The organism is uncultured Thiodictyon sp., from assembly GCF_903828115.1.
In the GTDB taxonomy this organism is placed as follows: domain Bacteria; phylum Pseudomonadota; class Gammaproteobacteria; order Chromatiales; family Chromatiaceae; genus Thiodictyon.
Genome location: NZ_CAIKKU010000826.1, coordinates 1 through 22,242, shown reverse-complemented (window position 1 = coordinate 22,242; position 22,242 = coordinate 1). Strand labels below are relative to the sequence as shown.

General features: G+C 68.0%; 28 protein-coding genes. 15 read left to right on the top strand and 13 right to left on the bottom strand.

Annotation, left to right across the window (positions count from 1 at the left end; translation table 11 throughout):
- The 3 genes from QZY48_RS30695 to aroA all read right to left on the bottom strand — a co-directional run.
- A partial coding sequence (locus QZY48_RS30695) for a S1 RNA-binding domain-containing protein (protein WP_295437770.1) occupies window positions 1–579 on the bottom strand: 579 nt, incomplete at its 3' end.
- 150 nt (window positions 580–729) lie between these two features.
- The gene (gene cmk / locus QZY48_RS30690) at window positions 730–1,482 is read right to left on the bottom strand and encodes a (d)CMP kinase (RefSeq protein ID WP_295437769.1); all 753 of its coding nucleotides are present in this window, start codon (window positions 1,480–1,482) and stop codon (window positions 730–732) included.
- On the bottom strand, window positions 1,479–2,822 hold the full coding sequence (gene aroA, locus QZY48_RS30685; RefSeq protein ID WP_295437767.1) for a 3-phosphoshikimate 1-carboxyvinyltransferase: 1,344 nt from the start codon (window positions 2,820–2,822) through the stop codon (window positions 1,479–1,481). The genes cmk and aroA overlap by 4 nt, the downstream gene beginning before the upstream one ends.
- A gap of 337 nt (window positions 2,823–3,159) precedes the next feature.
- On the opposite strand from aroA, the gene yhbY reads away from it, so the two are divergent.
- Together yhbY and QZY48_RS30675 are read left to right on the top strand one after the other, a co-directional pair.
- Window positions 3,160–3,471: a ribosome assembly RNA-binding protein YhbY gene (yhbY, locus tag QZY48_RS30680; protein WP_295437765.1), complete on the top strand. Its 312-nt coding sequence runs from the start codon at window positions 3,160–3,162 to the stop codon at window positions 3,469–3,471.
- Window positions 3,472–3,546: 75 nt separating this feature from the next.
- Entirely contained in the window at window positions 3,547–3,714 is a 168-nt protein-coding gene (locus QZY48_RS30675) for a hypothetical protein (RefSeq protein WP_295437763.1), read from the top strand.
- 195 nt (window positions 3,715–3,909) lie between these two features.
- Here the strand turns inward: QZY48_RS30675 and QZY48_RS30670 are convergent, their stop codons facing one another.
- Entirely contained in the window at window positions 3,910–4,053 is a 144-nt protein-coding gene (locus QZY48_RS30670) for a hypothetical protein (protein WP_295437761.1), read from the bottom strand.
- Between the two features lie 831 nt (window positions 4,054–4,884).
- Between QZY48_RS30670 and QZY48_RS30665 the strand changes: the two genes are divergently transcribed.
- Window positions 4,885–5,547, top strand: coding sequence for a hypothetical protein (locus QZY48_RS30665; protein ID WP_295437759.1), 663 nt, complete (start codon window positions 4,885–4,887; stop codon window positions 5,545–5,547).
- 295 nt (window positions 5,548–5,842) lie between these two features.
- On the opposite strand, the gene draG is transcribed toward QZY48_RS30665, so the two are convergent.
- From draG to nifB, 7 genes are all read right to left on the bottom strand, one after another.
- On the bottom strand, window positions 5,843–6,781 hold the full coding sequence (gene draG, locus QZY48_RS30660; protein WP_295437758.1) for an ADP-ribosyl-[dinitrogen reductase] hydrolase: 939 nt from the start codon (window positions 6,779–6,781) through the stop codon (window positions 5,843–5,845).
- Between the two features lie 27 nt (window positions 6,782–6,808).
- Window positions 6,809–7,159 carry a 2Fe-2S iron-sulfur cluster binding domain-containing protein gene (locus QZY48_RS30655; RefSeq protein WP_100918009.1) on the bottom strand — a complete coding sequence of 117 codons (351 nt, stop codon included), beginning with the start codon at window positions 7,157–7,159 and terminating at the stop codon, window positions 6,809–6,811.
- Window positions 7,160–7,204: 45 nt separating this feature from the next.
- On the bottom strand, window positions 7,205–7,489 hold the full coding sequence (locus QZY48_RS30650; RefSeq protein WP_100918008.1) for a 2Fe-2S iron-sulfur cluster binding domain-containing protein: 285 nt from the start codon (window positions 7,487–7,489) through the stop codon (window positions 7,205–7,207).
- Between the two features lie 307 nt (window positions 7,490–7,796).
- Complete coding sequence (locus QZY48_RS30645; protein WP_295437754.1) at window positions 7,797–9,095, bottom strand: FprA family A-type flavoprotein; 1,299 nt, start codon at window positions 9,093–9,095, stop codon at window positions 7,797–7,799.
- A complete protein-coding gene (locus QZY48_RS30640; protein ID WP_295437752.1) occupies window positions 9,092–9,583 on the bottom strand; it encodes an ArsC/Spx/MgsR family protein in 492 nt (163 codons plus the stop codon). Before QZY48_RS30640 ends, QZY48_RS30645 begins: the two co-directional genes overlap by 4 nt.
- A gap of 2 nt (window positions 9,584–9,585) precedes the next feature.
- Window positions 9,586–9,864 carry a ferredoxin gene (locus QZY48_RS30635; protein ID WP_295437751.1) on the bottom strand — a complete coding sequence of 93 codons (279 nt, stop codon included), beginning with the start codon at window positions 9,862–9,864 and terminating at the stop codon, window positions 9,586–9,588.
- A gap of 78 nt (window positions 9,865–9,942) precedes the next feature.
- Entirely contained in the window at window positions 9,943–11,448 is a 1,506-nt protein-coding gene (nifB, locus tag QZY48_RS30630) for a nitrogenase cofactor biosynthesis protein NifB (RefSeq protein ID WP_295437748.1), read from the bottom strand.
- A gap of 359 nt (window positions 11,449–11,807) precedes the next feature.
- Between nifB and QZY48_RS30625 the strand changes: the two genes are divergently transcribed.
- Window positions 11,808–12,119, top strand: a complete 312-nt coding sequence (locus QZY48_RS30625) for a YebG family protein (protein ID WP_295437747.1) — start codon at window positions 11,808–11,810, stop codon at window positions 12,117–12,119.
- Window positions 12,120–12,364: 245 nt separating this feature from the next.
- Here QZY48_RS30625 and QZY48_RS30620 read toward each other — a convergent pair whose 3' ends face one another.
- The gene (locus QZY48_RS30620; protein ID WP_295437746.1) at window positions 12,365–12,514 is read right to left on the bottom strand and encodes a hypothetical protein; all 150 of its coding nucleotides are present in this window, start codon (window positions 12,512–12,514) and stop codon (window positions 12,365–12,367) included.
- Window positions 12,515–12,705: 191 nt separating this feature from the next.
- Between QZY48_RS30620 and QZY48_RS30615 the strand changes: the two genes are divergently transcribed.
- The 3 genes from QZY48_RS30615 to QZY48_RS30605 all read left to right on the top strand — a co-directional run bounded on the left by QZY48_RS30615 (window position 12,706) and on the right by QZY48_RS30605 (window position 14,813).
- Window positions 12,706–12,903 carry a hypothetical protein gene (locus QZY48_RS30615; protein ID WP_295437745.1) on the top strand — a complete coding sequence of 66 codons (198 nt, stop codon included), beginning with the start codon at window positions 12,706–12,708 and terminating at the stop codon, window positions 12,901–12,903.
- 245 nt (window positions 12,904–13,148) lie between these two features.
- Window positions 13,149–13,544, top strand: a complete 396-nt coding sequence (locus QZY48_RS30610) for a cupin domain-containing protein (RefSeq protein ID WP_295437744.1) — start codon at window positions 13,149–13,151, stop codon at window positions 13,542–13,544.
- A 552-nt stretch (window positions 13,545–14,096) separates the two neighbouring features.
- A complete protein-coding gene (locus QZY48_RS30605; RefSeq protein WP_295437742.1) occupies window positions 14,097–14,813 on the top strand; it encodes a mobilization protein in 717 nt (238 codons plus the stop codon).
- A 667-nt stretch (window positions 14,814–15,480) separates the two neighbouring features.
- On the opposite strand, the gene QZY48_RS30600 is transcribed toward QZY48_RS30605, so the two are convergent.
- Window positions 15,481–16,203, bottom strand: coding sequence for a hypothetical protein (locus QZY48_RS30600; protein ID WP_295437740.1), 723 nt, complete (start codon window positions 16,201–16,203; stop codon window positions 15,481–15,483).
- Between the two features lie 182 nt (window positions 16,204–16,385).
- On the opposite strand from QZY48_RS30600, the gene QZY48_RS30595 reads away from it, so the two are divergent.
- The 8 genes from QZY48_RS30595 to QZY48_RS30560 all read left to right on the top strand — a co-directional run bounded on the left by QZY48_RS30595 (window position 16,386) and on the right by QZY48_RS30560 (window position 22,172).
- Window positions 16,386–16,550 (top strand): hypothetical protein, encoded by a 165-nt coding sequence (locus tag QZY48_RS30595; protein ID WP_295437739.1) that lies wholly within the window; start codon window positions 16,386–16,388, stop codon window positions 16,548–16,550.
- 103 nt (window positions 16,551–16,653) lie between these two features.
- Window positions 16,654–16,914 carry a phosphopantetheine-binding protein gene (locus QZY48_RS30590; protein ID WP_295437738.1) on the top strand — a complete coding sequence of 87 codons (261 nt, stop codon included), beginning with the start codon at window positions 16,654–16,656 and terminating at the stop codon, window positions 16,912–16,914.
- 42 nt (window positions 16,915–16,956) lie between these two features.
- On the top strand, window positions 16,957–18,324 hold the full coding sequence (locus QZY48_RS30585) for an AMP-binding protein (protein WP_295437736.1): 1,368 nt from the start codon (window positions 16,957–16,959) through the stop codon (window positions 18,322–18,324).
- Window positions 18,321–18,626: an ACP dehydratase gene (locus tag QZY48_RS30580; RefSeq protein WP_295437734.1), complete on the top strand. Its 306-nt coding sequence runs from the start codon at window positions 18,321–18,323 to the stop codon at window positions 18,624–18,626. The genes QZY48_RS30585 and QZY48_RS30580 overlap by 4 nt, the downstream gene beginning before the upstream one ends.
- Window positions 18,623–19,525 (top strand): lipid A biosynthesis acyltransferase, encoded by a 903-nt coding sequence (locus QZY48_RS30575; protein WP_295437733.1) that lies wholly within the window; start codon window positions 18,623–18,625, stop codon window positions 19,523–19,525. Before QZY48_RS30580 ends, QZY48_RS30575 begins: the two co-directional genes overlap by 4 nt.
- A 204-nt stretch (window positions 19,526–19,729) precedes the next feature.
- A complete protein-coding gene (locus tag QZY48_RS30570) occupies window positions 19,730–20,923 on the top strand; it encodes a beta-ketoacyl-[acyl-carrier-protein] synthase family protein (RefSeq protein WP_295437730.1) in 1,194 nt (397 codons plus the stop codon).
- A complete protein-coding gene (locus tag QZY48_RS30565) occupies window positions 20,920–21,729 on the top strand; it encodes a beta-ketoacyl synthase chain length factor (protein ID WP_295437728.1) in 810 nt (269 codons plus the stop codon). Before QZY48_RS30570 ends, QZY48_RS30565 begins: the two co-directional genes overlap by 4 nt.
- The gene (locus QZY48_RS30560) at window positions 21,726–22,172 is read left to right on the top strand and encodes a hypothetical protein (RefSeq protein ID WP_295437725.1); all 447 of its coding nucleotides are present in this window, start codon (window positions 21,726–21,728) and stop codon (window positions 22,170–22,172) included. The genes QZY48_RS30565 and QZY48_RS30560 overlap by 4 nt, the downstream gene beginning before the upstream one ends.
- The last annotated feature ends 70 nt before the right edge of the window (window positions 22,173–22,242 follow it).

The window sequence follows — 22,242 nt, the reverse complement described above, 5'->3', positions numbered from 1 at the left end:
CTGGCCCTCTTCCAGGTTCTTCAGGAGCTGGTCACGCTCGGCGCTGTATTCCTCTTCCACGACCGCGCGGCGGGAGACCACCACGTTGTTGCGCTTGCGGTCCAGCTTGATGACCTTGAATTCCTGCTCCTTGCCTTCCAGGTAGGTGGTGTCGCGCACCGGGCGCACGTCCACCAGGGAGCCGGGAAGGAAGGCGCGCACGGTACCCAATTCGACCGTGAAGCCGCCCTTGACCTTGCCGTTGATCAGGCCCTTGACCGTATCGCCGGCCTCGAACGCCTTCTCCAGATAGTCCCAGGCGGCGAAGCGCTTGGCCTTCTCGCGCGACAGCCGGGTGACCCCGAAGCCGTCCTCCACCGCATCGAGCGCGACCTGCACCTCATCGCCGACGGCCACCTCCAGTTGACCATCGGGGCCGATGAACTGGCTCTTGGGGATCACGCCCTCGGATTTCAGTCCGGCATTGATCACCACGCTGTCGCTGGTGATCTCCACCACGGTGCCGATGACGATGGTCCCGGGCTGGAGTTGGGTGGCACTCAGACTTTGTTCGAATAAATCAGCAAAACTTTCGGTCATGGGAAACTGTTTACCTGGGGGAGGCACGCTGTCCCGTCCCTTCCGGGGCGGGGGGGAAGTGGGTTGAACTCAAGGCCGGCGCACACCGCGCCGGTCCTTACCGATGGTGCGCCGGGATTAACCGGGCACCGCTGCCAGGCCGCCGCCGATTCAATCGGCGGCCACCTGATGGAACTGATCCGGAAAGACGCGCCTCACCTCTTCCAGGACCCGTTCAAATACGTCATCGGCGGACAGCGCGGTGGAATCGACCAGCACCGCCCCCGCCGCCGCCCGCAGCGGCGCCACCGGCCGGTCGCGATCACGCGCGTCCCGTTGGCGGACAGCCTCCACGAGGTCGGAAAGGTTAGCATCCAACCCCTTTCCCATCAACTGTTTATATCGACGCTCGGCGCGCTCTTGGGCACTGGCATCGAGAAAGACCTTGAGCCCTGCCCGCGGGAACACCAGGGTCCCCATATCACGGCCATCCGCCACCAGGCCCGGGGGGCGCGCCTGACGCCGCTGCCAGTCCAACAACGCCGCGCGCACCAGCGGATGGACGGCCACCCGCGACGCGGCAAGGCCGGCGGTCTCGGTGCGGATCAGGTCGCCCAAGTCCTCGCCCTCGAGCAGGACCCGGCCCGCGGCGAAGCCGATCCCCAGGTTGGCGGCGAGCCCGGCCAGGGCCGCCTCATCGTCCAGGTCGATCCCGCGCCGCCCGGCGGCCAGACCCAGCACACGATACAGTGCCCCGCTGTCCAGGCAGTGCCACCCCAGGTGCGCCGCCAGGTGCGCCGCCAGGGTACCCTTGCCGGTCCCCGAGGGGCCGTCGATCGTGATCACCGGGACCGCCGGGTCCCCGCCCGGCGCCTCACCGCCCCCAAGGCCGGGCTGGGCATCCGCACTGTCGCCGGCCGTCATCCCTCAAGCTCCTCGATCCCCAACCCCACCGAGCCCGCCAACCGCGCAAAGCCCGGAAAGGACGTCTCCACATTGGCACAGTCGCGGATCTCGATCGGTCCACTCGCGCGCAGCCCGGCGATGGCAAAGGACATGGCGATGCGGTGATCGCCATGGGCCGCGACCGTGCCGGACCCGAGCGACCCGCCGACGATGCGGATGCCGTCCGGTCGCGGCTCGGCCTCGATCCCCAGGGCGGTCAGGCCGGCGGCCATCACGGCAATGCGGTCACTCTCCTTGACCCGCAGTTCTTCGGCCCCCGTCAGCACCGTCTCGCCCGTCGCGCAGGCGGCCGCGATGAAGATCGCCGGGAACTCATCGATGGCCAGCGGCACCAGTTCCACCGGGATGCGGATACCCTTGAGCGGCGCCGCGCGCACCCGCAGATCCGCCACCGGCTCGGCCCCGGCCAGGCGCTCGTCGAGCACCGCGATATCCGCCCCCATGGCGCGCAGGATGTCGATCACGCCCAGGCGCGTCGGGTTGATGCCGACCCCCGTAAGGGTCAGGTCCGAACCCGTGGCGATGCTCGCCCCGACCAGGAAAAAGGCGGCCGATGAGAGGTCCGCCGGCACCTGGAGCCGGCCGCCGGTCAACTGGCCGCCGCCGGACCCTGCTCCGGTGAGGCACACGCGCGGGCCGGTGCGCCGCACCGGGTAGCCCAGGGCGGTCAGCATCCGCTCGGTATGGTCGCGGGTCGGCGCCGGCTCGGTCACGCAGGTCTCGCCCGCGGCGCAGAGCCCGGCCAGGAGCAGGCTCGACTTGACCTGGGCGCTCGCCACCGGCATCCGATAATCGATCCCCTGCAGGCCGGCCGTCGGCAGTATGTGCAGCGGTGCGGTGCCGGCCGCGTTGGTCTCGATCCGCGCCCCCATCAGTGCCAGTGGTTCGGTGACGCGGCGCATCGGGCGCCGGGACAGCGATTCATCGCCGATGAGTGTCGTCGCGAACGACTGTCCGGCGAGGAGCCCCGCCAGCAGGCGCATCGAGGTCCCCGAGTTGCCCATGTCGAGCGGCCCGTCGGGGGCCCTGAGGCCGGAGAGCCCGACCCCCTGCACCAGCACCAGGCCCGCGTCCGGCCCGGTGATCGCGACCCCCAGGCGCCGGAAGGCGCGCAGCGTCGCCAGCGCGTCGGCGCCCTCCAGGAAGCCCTCGATCCGCGTCTCACCCGTCGCGATCGCCGCCAGCATGATGGCGCGGTGCGAGATGGACTTGTCCCCCGGGACCCGCAGCCGCCCGCGCAGGCCGACCCCGGCGGCAGCGGGGGTAACCAGAAATCGAAGGTCAGGCTGGGGATCCAAGAATGCTCCGGGGGCGCCGCGGTTGGATGGGGGAAAGCGGGGCATTCTAGCCCCCCGGCACCGCTGGGTAAACCGCGACTTGCCCGGCTCCACTCCGATCACACAAGGGGTTAGGGGCCAGGCACCGCTGACGCCCGGCCCGTGGGAGCGGCTTCAGCCGCGACGCGACGCCGCGGTAACCTGCAAGGCCGCGGCGGCGCCCCCAGGCCCGTCGCGGCGCAAGCCGCTCCCACAGCGCCGCGGCGCGACCTTCGGAGTAAGTTCGGCCCTGGGTTTAGGCGCTAGAATGACCGGCGGCGACCGCACCACACCCCAACGACCCCCGGAACGACAGACCATGGCGAACCACCCACCCATCACCAACAAGCAGCGCCGCTGGCTCAAGGGCGAGGCCCATCCACTCAAACCCGTGGTCATGGTCGGCCAGGCCGGGCTCACGGAGGCCGTGCTGGCCGAATTGGACCTGGCACTCGACCACCACGAACTGCTGAAGGTCAAGGTCAGCGCCGGGGACCGTGAACTGCGCGACGCGCTCATCGCGCCGCTGGTCGAGCGGACCGGGGCGACGCTCGTCACCCGCATCGGCAACATCGCCGTCCTCTACCGCGCCAATCCCAAGAAGCCCACCCCGCTCGCCGTCCCGGCCTAGGGGGAAAGCCGACCCAGCAGCGCCGCGGCCTGATCCTTCTCGGGGAAGGGCTGCCATGGATTCGAGGTCCTGCGGGTGTCGGTCCAGCCACTCCTTGACCGTGCGCGTCGCCGCAACCAGGTCCCCCTGCGCGAGCTGGCCCTGCACCAGCGCATGGTAGGCGCCTTGATGTTGCGGGGAGGAGCGATGGAGGTCCGCGAGCCGCTGCAGCGCTTGCGCCTGATCACCGGCAGCGGCCAGTGACCGGGCCTCGACCAGTGCCAGGTCGACATCGTGCGGGACCACCGCCTTGAGCCGCGCCATGAACGCCGCCTGCGCCTCGTCTAGCGCCTCCTGCGCCTTGCCGTCGGCCAGATAGGCGTCGATCAGAAGCAACTTGAGTTCCAGCGACTCCGACTCACCGGCCAGGTTCCGGCGCAAGAGGTCCTGCGCCGACCCCTAATCGCCTGCTTCCAGCAGGGTACGGGCAAGCCGCTGGACCGACCGTGCATCCCCCGGGAGCCGCGCGGCCGCATGCAGTTGGGCGAGCCCGGCCGCGCGCTGCCCCAGACCGATCAGGGCGCGCGCAGGCAACTCGAGCACCTCCTGGTCCTTGGGGTAGTCCTGAGCCTGGAAGGCGATCAGGCCCGCGATGAAGCCGAGCTCCGCGCTGTAGGGGTTGAGCGCGCGCGGACTCCAGGTCCGCCCGCGCGCCGTCCGGGTTGCCGCCGTCCAGGCGCGCCTCGGCGCGCCGCAGATAGGCCTGCCAGCGGTCCGTGGCGTGCTCGGCCGCCCGCGTGTAGGCGGCCTCGGCCGGCGCCGGATCGCCGCGGCCCAGATAGGCGTCCCCGCGCAGGGCAAGCCACTCGGCACGCGGTGCGGCCGGCTGCTCCGCGTCCAGATAGACCCGGGCCAACAGCACCCGTGCCTCGCCCGCCGCGCTCGATGACGAAGGATCACCATGGGGATCACTCTATCGGGGGTGGCTGTCGTTGGGCGCAGCGCGGGTGGGCGGGCAAAGCCCCGGCGCACCAAAGTTGACGGGCGCGGGGATGCCCGAAAGGCCAGCCTTAGCCCCTGACGCGCGAGCGGTTTGCCGCGCGCCCCCGCATGGCGCAGGCGGCGGCACGTTAGCCCGGGCCGACCCCGCTGTAAAGCCGCCCCGCGGCGCGAGCCCACGCGACAGCGCCCAGGCGCAAGGCCATCCGGCCGATGGGCCCCGTTGGCGAGGGCAGGCGCCGGACGCTGGGCCCGGGTTCCGTGCCGCGGACCCAACGACAGGCGTCAGAAAATTTTACACTTCAAAAAGTGGCTTTATGTTAAGTAATTATTTACCTGAGGTATTATGTTTTGGCATGATTCGTGTAGTAATTCAGGACGCTAGATACCGCACCCAGTTCTTCACGATTATCAGCTCGTCAACCGGAGAAATTCATGAAAAAGTTCCTCGCCGCGCTGGCCCTTGGCACCAGTGCCCTCCTTTCCCTCGACGCGTCCGCCGCCTTCGACCCCAACGCGGGCTTCGCCGCCGTCGTCGGCGGCACCGTTACGATCGTCGGCACCAACCTGAATAACGCCACCTCGATCACCTTCGGGAACGGGCTATGGCAGACGACCTCCGTACCGCCGACTTACAATCCCGGCACCGGTGCTGCGGCTAACGACTTTTTCACCAACACCGAGATGAACGATACATTTGGATCTCAGACGCTCGGCAACATCTTGGGGACGCCCCTCACGATCACCCCCTTGCCCAATGTCGCCAACTTCATGAACTGGGTTGGCGGGAACGGCGCCGCGTTCCAATTCAGCCTGACCTCCCTGGTTCGCAATCCCACCCAGCCGGGCGCCATGGATCTCTATGGCACCGGCACCTTTACGCAAACCGCTCTCGGTACTGCGCTTCCGTTCAGCGACCAAGCCAATCCCTCGCTCGCATCGTGGCGCATGACCGCGCAGGAGATTGGTGGGAACATCTCCGCCTCTTTCTCTTGGGGTACCCCGGCCTTCTCGAACGCCCCGGTTCCGGGCATCCTGTCGCTCATGGGCATCGGCCTGCTGGGCCTGGGCGCCGTGCGTCGGCGGGTCCGCGTGTAAGTCAATCGTCTCCTGATGCGCGGAGCCCCGCCCCGGCGGGGTTTTTTTTCGGCTGGAAGTTCCGTAGGCGCGAAGCCAGGCATCGCTGCACCCGCGCCGGACGGGGGAGGTGCCCCCGCTGCCGTTAAGTTAAGCCCGGCTCGGCTGGGAGCGCCGCACCCCAGTGCGGCGCGATCTCGCGGATAACCCCGACGGTACGGGTTGAGCAGGGGCCGCGCCGCACCGTGGGGTGCAGCGCCCCTGGGAGGGCGGCCTGGACGACGATCAGGCCCGGGGGCCGGGCGGCGCACCATCATCAGCCCCGGCACTGGGGCGACATGGCGAGCAGCGCGCCCGCCTGGGTACGGCAGGCGGCGGCAACCTTGGGGTCCAGGGTCGCGAGCCAGCGCCGCGGTATCTGCTCGACACCATAGAGGGCGCCGGCGATCATGCCGAGGATGGCCCCGGTGGTGTCCGCATCCCCACCGCGGTTGACTACGTCGATGAGGGCCCCCTCGAAACAGTCGGTGGCGAACAGCGACTGGAAGACGGCCCTCAGGGTCTCCACCAGAAAGCCGCCCGGGTTCTCCATGCGCCGTCGATCATAGCGGTAGGCCGGCGCCTGCGCCACCAGGGCGTCGGCCAGGTCCTTCAGGTGATCGCGCCGGGCGCCCTGCAGGGCGGCTTGGACCATGCGCAGCACGGTCAGGGTCCCCGCGTCCCCCAGGGCGGTGTGGTGGGTGGTGTGTGACTGGATCCGGTTGGCCGCCGCGACCTCTTCGAGATCGGCGCCCAGGGTGACGAGCGCGATGGGGAGCGCGCGCATGCAGGCGCCATTGCCGGCGTCATAGTCGCTCTCCGGCACCTGGGTCTCACCGGTCTGACGGTAGTGGGCGATGCCGCGCCGCACCGTGTTGCCGATATCGACCGGCTTGCGCCTCATCCAGTCGCTGAAGGCGGCGGCGATAGGTCCCGCCGCCACGCCACCGGCGCTGAGGATGGCCTGACCCAGGGCCAGGCTCATCTCGGTATCGTCGGTCACCTGGCCCTTGCGCAGTTTGAGCCAGCCGCCGCCCAAGAGTTCCCGATGGACCCCGTATTGCTCGAGGATCTCCCGGGGGATCAGGAACTCGACCGTGGCACCCAAGGCATCCCCCACGGCGAGCCCCAGATAGGCGCCCGCCGCCCGCGCCTGCAGCCGGTCGGCGGGCACGGCGGCACCGGTCAGTTCAGTGGTCAGGTCCAAGACGAGCATTGAGGCTCGACCGCTGCCGGGCCTGACTCAATACTGCACCAGGATGTCTTCATCGCGCACGATCATCTGGCAGGCCAGGCGCCACTCGGAGGGCAGGTCATCCACCGCCATCCGATCGATATCCTCCGGGGTGATCTTTCCCAGTTGGCGCAGGACCACCTTCTCCTTCTCGGTCAGCAGGCCGCCCATGCGCTGGTTCTTGCTGTCCACGCTGGTGACGCGCACCACGCAGTTGCCGCACTCACCGTCCTGGCAGTCGTGGTGCACCGGGACCTTGTTCTCTTTGGCGAGCTTCAGCAGGGTCTCGGTGTGGCTCCCGGCCACGGCGTAAACCGTCTTGTCCTTGTATTCGGGGCTTGAAAAGGTAACGAGTGCCATGGTTTTACTCCGGCAGTGTGTGCGTAGTGAGAGTGACGCCGGCCATCAGGCCGGCTTGACCTTGCAGTCGCCCAGGACCTGCGCCTGACAGGCGAGGCGGTCATGACGGTTGGCCATGTTCTCGCGCAGGACCTTCTCCTCCAGCACCGAGGGCTCGGTCAGATTGTTCCAGCCCTCGATCACATGCATCATGCAGGTGCCGCAATCGCCCTCCCGGCAGCCATAGATGATCCCGGCCCCGATCTTCTCCGAGATCTCGATGACCCGGGTGCCGGCCGGCACATTGACCGTCTGGTTGATATCCTCGAAAGTGACCTTCGCTTTTGCCATGTGTCAGACTCCGGTAGTTAGTGGTGAGTGGTGAGTGGTTAGTACGAGTCAAGAACAAGTTGAACCCAACACAATCGTTGTCGTTGTCGTTGTCGTAATCGTAATCGTAATCGTAGTCGTAATCGGAGAAGCGATGCGATTGCGCGTGCGGGCGAATCCGGGGCGCTACGATAACCTCGATTAGGACAACGACAACGACAACGACGCGACAAGCATCCCCCAATGGACTTGTTTAACTGATTCGTGAACCGTTCCTTAGTGGAGCGTGGTTGCTGGTCACGGGCAACTATTCACTGACCACTGACCACTACCCAAGCTCCGAGAAATCGATGACCCGCCCCTGCTCGCCCCCCACCAGGGCATTGGCAAGCTTGCGGCCGAACTCGCGGCACTCGATCAATTCATCATCGGTCGGGATCAGCTTGAGCCGCAGCCCCGGCACCGGCACGCGCATCTTCAGCCCCCGCATCCGGTCCTCGATCATGCGCACCGCCTCCCCGCTCCAGCCGTAGGAGCCGAAGGCGGCACCGAGCTTGCCCTTGAGGTTGATCACCGCCAGCGACGACAGCAGGTCCCACACCGGCTTGACCGCATCGCCATTGATGGTGGGCGAGCCGAAGGCGAGTGCATCGGCCTCCTCGATCAGGTCCACGAAGGGCGCCGTCTCGCCGCCCTCCAGGTCATAGAGCGAGACCCGCACGCCGGCCTCCTCCTCGGCCCCGGTGCGGATCGCCTCCGCCATGCGCGCGGTGCTGCCGTAGGCGCTCATATAGAAGACCACAAGCGAGCGCTCCTCATTGCCGATCTGGTCCACCAGACTGGAGGTGGACAGCTCCCGGTAGTGGGTCACATAGCGGCGCGGGCGGTCGCGCAGGATCGGGCCATGGGTGGGTGCCACGATCTTGAGCGCCAGCGGCTCGATGAGCTTCAGGGCCTCGACGACATGGGCCTTGAAGGGCCTCATGATGTGCGCGTAATAATAATCGAAGGAGAAGCGAAAATCACCGACCCGATCGTTGAAGAGCCGGTTGTCGCAATAGTGGCAGCCGAAGATATCCCCGGAGAACAGCACCCCCTCCTCCACCAGATAGGTGCACTGGGTGTCGGGCCAGTGCAGGAAGGGGGTATGCAGAAAACGCAGGGTGCGGTTGCCGAGCGACACCTCGTCACCGGTGCCGACCGTCTCGTACTCGAAGGGCCGCGCCTCCTCCTTGGGTTTCAGGAGCGCCTTGAGCATGGAGGTGGCGCGACTCGAGATATAGAGTCGCGCCTGGGGTGCGCGGCGCATCAGCTCCGGGAGCGCACCGCTGTGGTCCGGCTCCAGGTGGTTGAGGACGATTACCCGGATCTCGGCATAGTCCGCCACCGACTCCAGGCGCCGGAAAAACTCGTCGGCAAATTCCAGCTTCACCGTATCCACCACCGCGACGCCTTCATCGCCGCGGACGAGGAATGAGTTATAGGTAGTCCCGTTGGCGGTGCGCAGGATGATGTCGAAGGTGCGCAGCGTCGGGTCCAGGGCCCCGATCCAATGCACACCGGGGGCGATCTGGACCGCGCCCTGGCCGGCGGCCGGGGCCGTGGCGACGCCGTTGCCGAGGCTCACAGGCGCACCCCCGCGGCGCTGCCGGCCGAACTCAACTGCGAGGTGGAGACCTCCGGGCAGGTCGGCGCCTCCCCGCCCCGCGAGCAGGATTGCAGGTCCTCACCCGCCTCCAGTTCGACGCCCAGGGCGGCGAGCACCGGGCCGGGCTCGAAACCGCAGTCGCAGAGCCCCGCGGTCTCGATCAGGGGCCGGCGGATCAGCAGCGGATCGGTAACCATCAGGGCCAGGGCCTGCGCCTCGGACAGCGCCTCGGGGTGGATTTCGCCCTTGCGTACCCGCGGTGCCGAGGTGTTGAACCACTCCGCCACCGGCCGGGCGCCGAAGAAGGGCCGCAGACGCTCCGCCGTCCAGCCCTCGGCGAGCAGGTTGCGGACCTCCAGACAGTGCCCCACCGCCACCAGTCGGGCCTTCTGGCGGGCATTGGAGAGACAGCCGGGCTTCTCGTAGAAGACCAGTTCAGCGGGTGCGGTCAGGGCGAAGGTGGCCATGATCAGCGCGCCCTGATTTCGGCCATGGCCGCGGTGAGAAGCCCCGGGGGGATCCCGGTCAGCGACCCCGGCGGGTTCAGCGGCACCCCGAGCGCATCGAGAATGACCCCCTCGACCGGGCAGATGCCGGCGCACTGGGGCTCGGCGTGGTCGCCCTCGCACTCGGTGCACTTGGCCGCATCGATCAGAAAATGGGGCTTGGCCGCGAAGATGGCCTGGCTCGGGCACAGGGGCTCGCAGGCCCAGCAGTTCACACAGCCTTCAACGATCTGGAATGCCATCGGTCATATCTCCGGTGCCGGCGCGGCCGGGGGTCGGGTTCATTTGCGGACCGTTTCTCTTCCGGGCGTCACCTCGCCTCAGGCGCGCATCCGCTCCGCGACGGGTGTCGGCTGCTCCAGGCGCCCGGCGGCGGCCAATTCCTGATAGAGCGCGGCGACCGCCTCCTCAATGGGCTCCAGGGCGCGCTCGCCGTTGGGCGCGATCCCCGCCGCCTCCAGTTGCCCCCAGGGTTCAAAGCCGATCTTGGAACACAGCACCGCCTCGCAGCCGGACAGGGTGCGGATGGTCTTCGCCAGCGCCGTCTGCGCATCCCCGCAGGAATCCCCGCCGGCACAATAGAGATCGACCTTGCGCACGCCGATGAAGCGCACATCGGCCGCGCTCGCCTCGTAGATCAGGAACTCCCGGGCGTGACCGAAGTGCTGATTGATCACCCCGCCCCCGGTGGTCGCCACCGCCATCAGGACCGGGCGCGTCGCCTTTCTGGTCCGCTTGATCGACGTCGGCGAGATGAAGGTCTCACCGCTCTTCTTGCGCTGCGCCTCCCGATTGGCCTCGATGGCGGCATGGACCTGGCGCCGCCGCTCCATGGCCTGGCCGTAATCGATCTCCATGGTCTCGATCTTATCGAGCGTGAACTCGTGACCGCGATCCTCCCCGAGCATCCCCACCGCGTCCGCCCGGCACTGACGGCAGTGGCGCATCATATTCATATCCCCGGCGCAGGCGTCCTGGAGCGCTTGCAACTCCTCATGGGTCGGCCCGCGTTGGCCCATGACGCCATAGAAGGTCCCGTGCTCCGGCTCCGCGATCAGCGGCATCACATTGTGCAGGAAGGCCCCCTTGGCCTTGACCACGCGGCTGACCTCTTTTAAGTGTTCATCGTTGACCCCGGGGATCAGGACCGAGTTGACCTTCACCAGCACCCCGCGGGCAACCAGCATCTCAAGCCCCTTCTGCTGCTGTTCGATCAGGATCGCCACCCCCTTGTGGCCCTTTACCCGACGCCCCTTCCAGAAGATCCAGGGATAGATCTTGACCCCCACGTCGGGGTCCACGCAGTTGATGGTGATGGTCACATGGTCGATGTTGTGCGCGCACAGTTCATCCACCGTCTCGGGGAGCGCCAGCCCGTTGGTCGAGACGCACAGCTTGATGTCCGGGGCCTTCTCCGATAATTGCCGGAAGGTATCCAGGGTGCGCCCGGGGTTGGCCAGTGGATCGCCGGGTCCGGCGATGCCGAGCACCGTCATCTGCGGAATATTGGCCGCCACCGCCATGACCTTCTTCACCGCCTGGTCCGGGGTCAGCACCTCGGAGACCACCCCCGGGCGCGACTCGTTGGCGCAGTCGTACTTGCGGTTGCAGTAGTGACACTGGATATTGCAGGCGGGGGCCACCGCCACATGCATCCGGGCATAGTGATGGTGAGCATCCTCAGAGTAACAGGGGTGGTTGTGGACCTTGGCCCGGATATGTTCCGGCAGGTGCGCGAGCGCATCCGAACTGCCACCGCAACCGCTCGACGCGCAGCCACCCGTGGCGGGTGCGCCTGCACCTGGACCTATGACCTTCAACGCCATCGCATGTCTCCAGAAGTCCCGGGCGCCCGGCCCGTGGGTATCAAACTGACTCTGGAGTGACTACAGCAAGCCCCGTGCCGAGTCTGCCGGCAGCGACGAAGCCCCTGTTTGTTTTGCAGTTGCCGCACGGGCGCCCGGAGGGTTGTCGACAATCCGACAGGTGCGCGGCGGCGGCGTTGTTGGGATGGGGACAGACGCCGCCCCAGCGATCGGCCGGATATCCCCGGATGGGTTGAGCGCAGCGAAACCCATCATCCCCGCTTCCAAACTGGCTTTATCGCCAGTACACTCACCCCTTCGTCGGCGCCGCTCGCGGCAGTTCGCCGCGCGCCGCCTCAACGCATCGGGAGCCCGGCACCGTGATCGAGATCGAATACGTCGTCAGAGACCAGAAGGGGATCGAGAGATTGCGCACCACCGACAAAAAGGCCGCGGACGCCTACGACCGGGCCCTGGAGACGGCCGAGCGCCTGGCCGACCTCCTGCGCCACGACCGCGTCCTGCCGGACCTCGCCGAGCACGACCTGGAGGAACTGACCATCTACCTGGCCCGCAATGCCCGCAGCATCGAGCGCATCTTGAAGGGCAAGGGGCCGGAGTTTGAAACCGCCCCGGGACCGGAGGTCGTGGAGACCAAGGACAAGGTGACCAAGTTGCGGGCGGCGGGTTAGCGCCCGCGTCCCGCTCGGACGGCGTGATCTGTCCCCATCGCTCGAAGAAAGAGGTTCTCTCACAAAGACACGGAGGAACAAAGAAAGATCGTAGGATGGGCAGAGCGCCGCGATGCCCATCAGCCCGCAGCGACCCCGAGATGATGGGCATCGCTGCCGCTCTGCCCATTCAGGAGGACAGGGGATCATCAGGTCTCGCCTTTTGCCTGACAGGAGGAAAACGGCAAGACCTGACACCCCCTCCCTCATGGCCGCTGCCACAGCGCCACCCAGCGCCGCAGCCGCCACTTGACCGCACGGCCGGTGCGCCAGGCCCAGGACGCGCGCACTGATGCCAAGAGCGCCTCCTTCCAGGCGTACCAGCGTCGGTAGCAGCAGCACCGTGAGCGCGGCACCCGGCGGCAGTCCTGTGATCGCGGCCTCGGTCCGGCGCATCACCCGCAATCGGCGAAGCCGGATCAGCCCCCGATGCAGCGGCTCCCAACCCCATTCCTCGAATAGAAGCAGCAGCGCCAGCGAGCCGACCGCCAAGCGGCCCAGCCCGCGGCCGACGGCACGCGGCACACGCAACAAGGGATCGGTCAACATGGGCGCCAGCTCCGGTGCGGGGGATGACGGACAGCAACTCGACGGGGCGCCCCAGAACGCCAAGCGGCTGCAGGCGGGAATCAAACCCATGGTCGTCTCGCTACCCTCAGTCTGTCAGGCCATGCCCCAGGGTTGGTTCCTTCACTTTCCGGGAGCCGTCGGCAGCGCCTGGGCCGGCGGACTCATCATCCGCTGACTTGTTCTTTGTTCATGAGCGTCTCCTATCAGTGCACTGAGCCATGAGGAAGCTGGTCATAACCCGGGCGTGGAACCGGTGTTGCCATCGCTACCGCGGCACCCTACACCGAAGACCGAACAGGCTCGGTGCGATACCGAACGGAAAGGCGATGCTCTGCGGTGCACCATGCACGTCGATCCGTAACCCAAAGCCGAACTGCTGGACCTTGTTGCAGCAGGTCGCCGTGAACTGGAAGAACTGCTATGCAAGGCTATGTCAAAGACCTCGAAGGCGTCGCTGTCGAAAATGAAGATTTCCGCCGGGTGCTCTACACGGCGAAGAACTGTCAACTCGTTGTCATGGCCTTGAAACCAAAGGAGGATATCGGCATGGAGGTGCACCAGTTGGATCAATTCTTTCACGTAAGAGAAGGGTCCGGCGTGGCCCTTGTCGATGGCGTCTCCACGGCTATCCGCCCGGGCTTCGCGGTGCTCGTCCCCGCCGGGACCCAGCACAACATTATCAATACCGGCACCGTTCCACTAAAGCTCTATACCCTCTATGCACCGCCGAATCATCGCGACGGCGTCATCCATCATACCCGCGCCGACGCGCAGGCGGACCAGGAACACTTCAACGGTCAGACGACGGAATCATAGGCCGATCATGGATAAGTGAGGACAGGGGGTCAAGGACAGAGGGACAGCTCGTGCCTTTCGCCTGACCGGAGGCAAAGGGCCGACCTGACCCCATCCCCATCCCCTTCCCCTTCCTATTGTCCTTTAGCCCTTCTTACCAGATAAGTCGCAGAGACATGGGCAATAGAACATTCAAGATCAGACCTAAGGCGGCGAATGATCTCTCTTTTTCTCGCTCATTAAGGTCAGCTAAGCCTAAGCCGCTTCCTGCCAGAAGAATAAATGCTGTGCCACTAGGGTTATTGCGCGATGGTCGGGTGCTCGCAGGTGACGAAGAACAGGCACGCGCGTGGGCGGCCTGACGCGGCGCGGCGCAGTGCGATCACCCGACGGCAAGTCGTGGCGGGCCGCGCGGTCGCGCCCGGCCAGAGGGTCGAGCAACCCGGACATTGTCCTCGCGGCGGCCGGGGGTTGGGGACTGGGGCGCGAAGGGCTACCATGCTGCCCCGGCGGGCAGTCGCTCCGCTGACCCCCAACCCGGGTCCTCCCCCGTCCAATCAGGCAAGCAGCACTATGAGCAAGATCCATTTCGTCGGCGGCGAGAAGGGCGGGGTCGGCAAGTCCGTCCTGGCGCGGCTGCTGGCACAGTATCACATCGACCACCAACTCCCCTTCACCGCCTTCGACACCGACCGGTCGCACGGCGCGCTCCTGCGCTTCTACGCGCACTACAGTCGGCCCATCGTGCTGGATGAGTTCGAGAGCGCCGACCAGCTGATGGAGGCGGCACTGGCGACGAACCAGGACATCCTCGTGGACCTGGCCGCCCAAACGTCGCTGCCGCTGCACCGCTGGATCGAGCAGAACGATCTACTCAACCTGGCCGGTGAGGAGCAGATTCCGGTCGTCTTCTGGCATGTGCTGGACGATGGCGCCGACGGCATCGCCCTGCTCGCCGCCCTATGCGAGCGCTACCTGGACCAGGCCGTCTATGTCGCGGTCAGGAACTACGGTCGCGGCCGGGACTTCTCCGCATTCGACGCGTCGCCGGTGCGCGCGCGTGCCCAGCAGCTCGGGGCCCTAGTCTTGGACCTGCCCGAACTGCACGCGGGCACCATGCGCAAGATCGACCACCAGGGCATCAGCCTTTGGGCCGGTGCCCACAACAAAGACTCCGGCCTGGGTCTGATGGACCGTCAGCGCGTCAAGGTCTGGCTGCGCCGGGTCTACCAGCAACTCGACCAGGTCGGCTCGACCCTCTTCACCCCCTCTTCGGCGCCCGTTTCCTGATACTGTGTAGGCACTTGTACTTGTACAGACCGAGCACAGCGGCCACCGCACGCGCCCTTGCCCAGCCCCGGCGGGCTATAACGAATCGGTCCCGTCGTTTGGGTCGTCGGGCATTGTAATGCACCTGCCGACGGTTGTTGGATTTGGGGCGACGCCTGAACGGGCGACGGCTTCGACGGCGGCAACGGCCGCCGCCGCAGCGGTTGCGCCGGACGGCGGGAGGATACCCACTGGTGCGGTCGCCGCCGGCGGCGCAATGTCTGCATCCCTCTTGGCCGACAGCGGCATTGGGCTACCGGGAGCGACAAGATTTGCCGGCCCCCCGCCGACCCCCGGTCGGCGGCCGGTTGGTACAGCCAGCCCCCGCCCCCAACCAAGATGGCACCGGCTAGTGCCATCCCGACCCAGGCCCAGACTCCGGGGCGCGGCCACGCCTTGGGCTCGACCGGCCACTGCTCGCCAACGCAGGGCGCGGGCGTAGTCCGCTGCGCGTGGCGTAGCGACGGAAATTCAACCCCGGCTAAACGCACCGCCGCGGCCGCCGACGGTCCGGCCGTCACCGCACTGCTACCGACCGCGACGACGGTGCGCGCACTCGCACCGCCGCTGCGTACCAACTCCAGACAGTGCGCCAGTTCCGCGATACTCTGCTGGCGCTTCTGGAGGTTCAGCTCCAACGCCTGGACAATCGCGGCATCCAGCAGTGGGGGGATCTCGGGCAACCACCGGGACGGCGGTTCGAGGACGGTCCCGGTGCTGCGTTCCTGCGCCGCGGGCGGGAGCTGCCCGGTGAGCGTGCAATAGAGAGATGAATGATGGGTGGGTCCTGAGAGTGAAGATAGAGCAGCGCGGCACAGACCTGCTCGATCCAGGGCAGCAGCAATAGGAGCGGGATACGCCCGCCGTGGCGTTCCATCTCGATCCGCAAGGTCCGACTGCCGCCGAATTGCAAGACCAAGTACACCATGCCGTCCGCCTCGAAGCGATCGATGATGTCCGGAATGGTGGGATGATTGAGGCGCCCGAGCAGGCGAGTTTCGTACTCGTCGGACAGCAGCCCCGGGATTTCCTTGAGCGCGCATCGCTTTCCCGCGAGGTGGAGGTCGTCCGCGAGACAGGTAACGCCGAATCCACCCTTACCGAGTACATCGACGACCTGGTAGCGCTCGCGGACCAGGGTGCCTGGGCTCAGCAGCCAACCGAAGATCCCACGCACAACGCCATTAGCCGCCAGGTCGAGATGCGCCAACTCCAGACCGCAACCGGCACACCGATACTCGCGCCGCTCCAGCGCGGCCGGGTCGTTGGCTGTTCGGCACTTCGGGCAGACCCGGCCGTCCGCACCAGGCACGGCGAGCGGGGTGATAACGCAGAGGGATTGTGCAGGCATGGATCTTGAGCAGTCTAGACTTTCTGCTCCCGCAGTTGGAGCCCGATGGCCACCATCACCAGTCCGAGGCCGCATTTGACCCCTACTTTAGCGGCGCGAAGGACTGAAGGCAGGCCGGTTTCCGGCGCAGGGGCGAACCTGCGGACACCTGCGCGGAGGGCTGGGTCGCGCCCGAGGCGGTGGTGCGGGGCACCCTGGAGGTGCGGGGCACCCTGGAAGAGGTTGGCTTTCGCGCCGCGGGGCGCCGGATGCGGTTCGGCCTGCTGCGCGACCAAGCGGTCATGCATCCGGCCCCCGCCGCCGGGCGCTACGGCCCGGCTTGCGGCCGGTCGGCGTTGACCCCATAATCGCGCGGCCGTGCGGACCAGAATCGCCCGAGCGCTGGGTCGTCGGCGCCCACTCATGGGCGCTTGGTCAGTGGGCGACGTTGTGTGATAAGGGGAGAAGCGAATGGGCGAAGATTCACTGCTGAGCGAGGTCGGCCGCCTCATCGTCGAGACGCTGCAGCTGCAAGACTTGAGGCCCGAGGAGATCGATCCCGACGCGCCGCTGTTCGGTCAGGGACTGGGGCTCGATTCGATCGACGCCTTGGAGTTGGCGCTCGCCGTTTCGCAGCGATACGGTGTCACCTTGAGCTCCGAGGACCCGGCGCTGCGGGCGGTCTTCGCCTCGCTGCGCAGCCTGACCGAGCACATTCGCGCCAACCGCTGAACCGGCACGCGGTCCAGTCGGCGTCAGCCGGTAGAGAGCCCGATGCCAGACACCATGGCCCAGATTGCACTGATGCCCGGTTTGCGGCCCGCCACCGCGGCGTCTTCGCCGCTGATCCGCCGGCCGGGCCAGGTCCTGTCGCAGGCAGACCTGTTGGCGCAGGCCGTCCGGCTCGCCGCGGCACTGCCGCCGGCCCCCTTTGTGATCAATCTGTGCGAGGACCGCGGTCTCTTCATCCTGGCGCTGTGCGCGGCCCTGGTGCGCGGGGTCCAGACCCTGCTGCCCCCCAACCGCCTGCCTCACAGCATTGAGGAGATCGTCGCGGCCTACCCCGGCGCGCTGTGCCTGAGCGACGCGCCGGTGGCGGGACTGCGTACCCCCGCATGGCTGGTGGCAGCGCCCGCCGATCCGGCCGCGGCGCGGCCCCTGATCCAGCCCCCGGCCCCGGTCATCGCCGCCGCCTGGGAGGCGATCCTGGTTTTCACCTCGGGCAGTACCGGCAAGCCCCAGCCCCACCCCAAGCGTTGGGGCGACGTCATGGCCTGCGCCGCGGTAGCGGCGCGGCGCTTCGGCATCGGACCCGCGACCACGGTGGTGGCCACGGTGCCACCCCAGCACATGTACGGCCTGGAACTGTCGGTAGCGGTCCCGCTGGCGGTCGGCGCCGCGGTGGACGCGGGCCGGCCCTTCTTCCCGGAGGACCTGCGACTCGCCCTCGCCCGGGTCCCGGCCCCGCGCGTACTGGTGACGACCCCCATCCACCTGGCGGCCTGCGTCGATGCGATGGGCGACTGGCCCGAGGTCGCGCTGGTGATCTCCGCCACGGCGCCCCTGAGTGGGGAGTTGGCGGGGCTGGTGGAGGAGCGCCTGGGTACCCGGGTGTGCGAGATCTACGGCTGCACCGAGGCCGGCTCCATCGCCAGTCGGCGGACGCTCGATGGCCCGCACTGGCAGTGGTATGACAGCGCGAGCGCGGCGGCCCAGGGCGAGCGTTGTGCGGTCACGGCGGACTTCCTGCCCGCGCCGGTCCCCCTGAGCGATATCCTTAAACTGCATGACGACGGGACTTTCCAACTGCTCGGACGCGGCAGCGACATGGTCAAGATCGCGGGCAAGCGGGCCTCGCTCGCGGATCTGAACCTGCGCCTGAACGCCATCCCGGGGGTCACCGATGGGGTCTTCGTGATCCCCGCGGGAGAGGCGCCCGAGGTCCGGCGCCTGGCCGTGGTCGCCGTTGCCCCCGGACTCGACCGGGCGGCTTTGCTGGCGGCCCTGCGCGAGCGGATCGACCCCTGTTTCCTGCCGCGCACCCTGGTGCTGGTGGACCGGCTACCGCGCAACGAAACCGGCAAGTGCCCGCGCGAGCGGCTATTGGAATTGGTACAGGCCCGCGGGGGCGGCGCGCGATGAGCGGTGCCGACGGCTTCGTCATCCCGGGCGGGCATCCGGCCCTCGCCGGCCATTTCCCCGACCTGCCGGTGGTGCCGGGCTCGCTGATCCTGGAGCAGGTCCTCGCGGCCTGGGACGGTCCCTTCTACACGCTCGCGTTCGCCAAGTTCCACGCCCCCTTGGGCCCGAATGAGCCGGTGCAGGTCCGCTTCGAGCCCCCCGCCGGGGGCGCGGCGCGGGCGGATGGGCTGGTGGCCTTCCGTTGTCTGCGTGCGAATGAGTTGATCTGCTCCGGTCTGATCCGCGTCGCACCGGCGCAATGAGCGCCGGTTGGGCGGAGCAGCGCGAGCGTGGGAATCGTCTGGCCGTCGCTATCATCCGGTGGGTCGCCCTCCACCTGGGCCGACCGGCGGCACGCCTCCTGCTTTATCCCATCACCCTGTATTTTCTCGTCAGGGCTGGTCCGCAGCGGGCCGCGTCACGCCGCTTCCTGGCGCAGATCAGTGGCCGCCCGGCGGGTCTGGCCCAGGTCGCGCGGCATATCCATTGCTTCGCCGCCACCATCCTGGACCGGGTCTTCCTGATCGCCGGGCGCCAGTCGTTGCTCGCGGTCCGGCTGCATGGGGAAGGGTGGGTGACCGAACTGGTCGCGTCCGGCCAGGGGTTCCTGCTCCTGGGCTCGCACCTGGGGAGCTTCGAGGTCCTGCGCGCCCTGGGCGTGGAGCGCGAGCGGCTCCCGCTCAAGATCCTGATGCAGCCCGAACATAATGAGATCATCACCACGGTGCTGGCGGCCTTGAACCCCGGGATTGCGCAGACGGTAATCCCGCTGGGTGCACCCAATACCTTGCTGGCGGTCAAAGAGGCCTTGGACGCGGGTGGCGTGGTCGGGCTTCTGGGCGACCGCAACGCCCCGGGGGAGCCCAGGATTGCCTGCCGTTTCTTTGGCCGCACCGCCTCCTTTCCCTTGGGCCCACTGGCCCTGGCGGCGGTCACCCGGGTGCCGGTCCTGTTGTTCTTCGGGCTCTACCGCGGCGGCAACCGATACGACGTGTATTTCGAGCGCTTCACGGACCGGCTCGATGCCCCGCGTCCCCGGCGGCGCGAGATCCTGGCCGACTGGGTCCAGCGCTACGCCGCCCGCCTGGAGCACCACACGCGCATGGCCCCCTACAACTGGTTTAATTTCTACGACTTCTGGGACGACGGCGAAGGCTCGTAAGACGCTGATAGACATCCGGCTGATGGCTGACGGCTGACGGCTGAGCGCGCCTTCTTGGGTGACCAGCCCCGCCCAAGACCCACCAAGAGCCCAGGCCGCCGACAATCCCCCCTTGCCTTTTGCGCGCTGATTTGCGTTCATTCGCGTACCGCTTGTTTCTTGATCCGATGCGCTTCGACCCGACCGCCGGAACCGGATGTCCCCATGCCCCCCATCCCAGCCAGTATCACCGCCTACACCCTGACGAGCGCGCTCGGCGCCGGGTGTGCCGCCACCCTCGCCGCCCTGTGCGGGGAAGGCCCCGGGCTGCGCCGCTGCACGCTCCCCGGCCTCGACCTGGACACCTGGGTAGGCCAGGTCGAGGGGCTGGAGACGGCGCCCCTGACCGGCGCACTCGCCGACTATGACTGCCGCAATCACCGTCTGGCCGCCCTGGCCCTGGGGCAGGACGGCTTCCGGGAGCGGGTCGCCGAGGCCGCCCGGCGCCATGGGGCAGGGCGCATCGGGGTCTTCCTCGGCACCAGCACCGCCGGGCTCAACCACACGGAGCAGTGCTACCGGCGGTATTTTGAGCAGGGTCGCGACGCGCTTGGGGCGGACCTGCGTTACGCCCATACCCATACCAATTTTGCGCTCGCCGCCTGTTGCCGACGCCTCCTGGGGCTCGCGGGTCCCGCCCTGGTCATCTCCACCGCCTGCTCCTCCGGGGCCAAGGCCATCGCCGCCGGCGACCGCTACCTGCGGGCCGGGTTGTGCGACGCGGCGGTGGTGGGCGGGGTCGATACCCTGTGCGCGACCACCCTCTACGGCTTCCAATCATTGGAACTGCTCTCCCCCCGGCCGGCCAGCCCCTGGGGCCTGGGGCGGACCGGCATCAGCATCGGGGAGGGCGCGGGCTTTCTGCTGCTGGAGCGCGCCGCGTCCGCGCCCGGCCAGTCGGCCCTCCTGGGCACCGGGGAGAGCAGCGACGCCCACCACATCTCCTCGCCCCACCCGGACGGCGACGGCGCCGTGCTGGCGATGACGGCGGCGCTCGCACGGGCCGGGCTGGCCCCCGCCGCCATCGATTACGTCAACCTCCACGGGACCGGCACGCCGGTGAACGATCGCGCGGAGGATCGGGCCATGGCCCGGGTCTTCGGGCCGGGGGTCGCCGCCGGCTCCACCAAGGGCGCGACCGGTCACACCCTGGGGGCGGCCGGGGCCGTCGAGGCCGCCCTGTGCCTGGTCTGCATGGCGGGCGGGCTGCTCCCCGGTACCCAGGGGACCAAGGTCCAGGACCCGGATCTCGCCCTGCGGGTGCTTACGCACCCCCGCCCGGGGGCACCCCGGCGGGTCATGAGCAATTCATTCGGCTTCGGCGGCAGCAATTGCTGCCTGATCCTGGGGCAGCCATGACCCCACTGCACCTGATCGGGGTGGGCCTGGTCGCCCCGGGCCTGCCGGACTGGGAGAGCACGGGCGCCGTCCTGACCGGTCGGCGGCCCTATGTGGCGGCGCCCATTCCCCCCCTGGCACCCGCCGCACTGCCGTCCAACGAGCGGCGCCGCGCCACCCTCGGGACCCGGCTGGCCCTGGCCGCGGCGGAGCAGGCATGTGCTGGTCTCGCGCTGGACCCGCGCGAACTGTCGAGCGTGTTCACCGCGTCCGAGTCGGATCTGGGCATCATCGATCGGCTCTGCACCGACATCTTCGGTCGCCACATCCCGGTCTCACCCACCGTCTTCCACAACTCGGTCCACAACGCGGTGGCTGGCTACTGGTCCATCGCCCACGGCTGCCGCCAGGCGTCCACCAGCCTCTCCGCCTGGGACGGCAGTCTGGCCGCAGGTCTCTTGGAGTGCGCCGCCCAGCTCGCCGATACCGACCGACCCGTGCTCTTGGTGGCCTATGACCTGCCCGGCCCCGCGCTGCTCGATTCCCATCGCCACCTGGAGGGCCCCTTCGCCTGCGCCCTGGTGCTGAGCGCGGCGGCGCTCGGCGCGGCGCAGCCGGTGGCCACCCTCGCCTTGGACCTGACCACCCCGGGCGTGCCGGACCCGTTACCCCCGGGCCTGGACCCGGCGCTCGAGGTCCTGCGTGTCGGCAATCCCGCGGCCCGGGTCCTGCCGCTGCTCTACCGCATTGCGGCCGGGGGCGAGGGGACGGTCCGGCTGCCCTATCTCGAGGACCTGGACCTGCTGGTCCGGGTAGGCCGGCAATGACCGATCGCAATGAACTGTGCGCCCTGCTGCCGCACGCCGCCCCCATGTGCCTGCTCGATGCGTTGGTGTCCTGGGACCCGGAGTCCCTGGTCTGTACCGCGGTGTCCCATGGGGACCCGCACCATCCGCTGCGCCGCAATGGGCGCCTCGCCGCTGTCCATGCCATCGAATATGCCTGCCAGGCGACCGCCCTCCACGCGGCCCTGGCAGCGCGCGCGGCCCCCGGCGCGGCGCAGCGGTCACTGCTGGCGGCGGTGAAGGAGATTGCGCTGTCCCAGGATTACCTGGACCAGATCGAGGCCCCGCTGCGGATCTCGGTCTGGCGCGAACTGGCCCTGGGCCCGAGTGCCATCTACCGGTTTCTGGTCGAGGGCGGGGGGTTGCCCGTCGCCAGCGGCCGTTTGACCGTCGTCGGGGGGCTTGGGGGGTGTGATCAGAACTGATGGGGTGACCGAGATCGCGGGTACGCTGTCGTTGTCGTTGTCGTAATCGAATAATCCGACAACGACAACG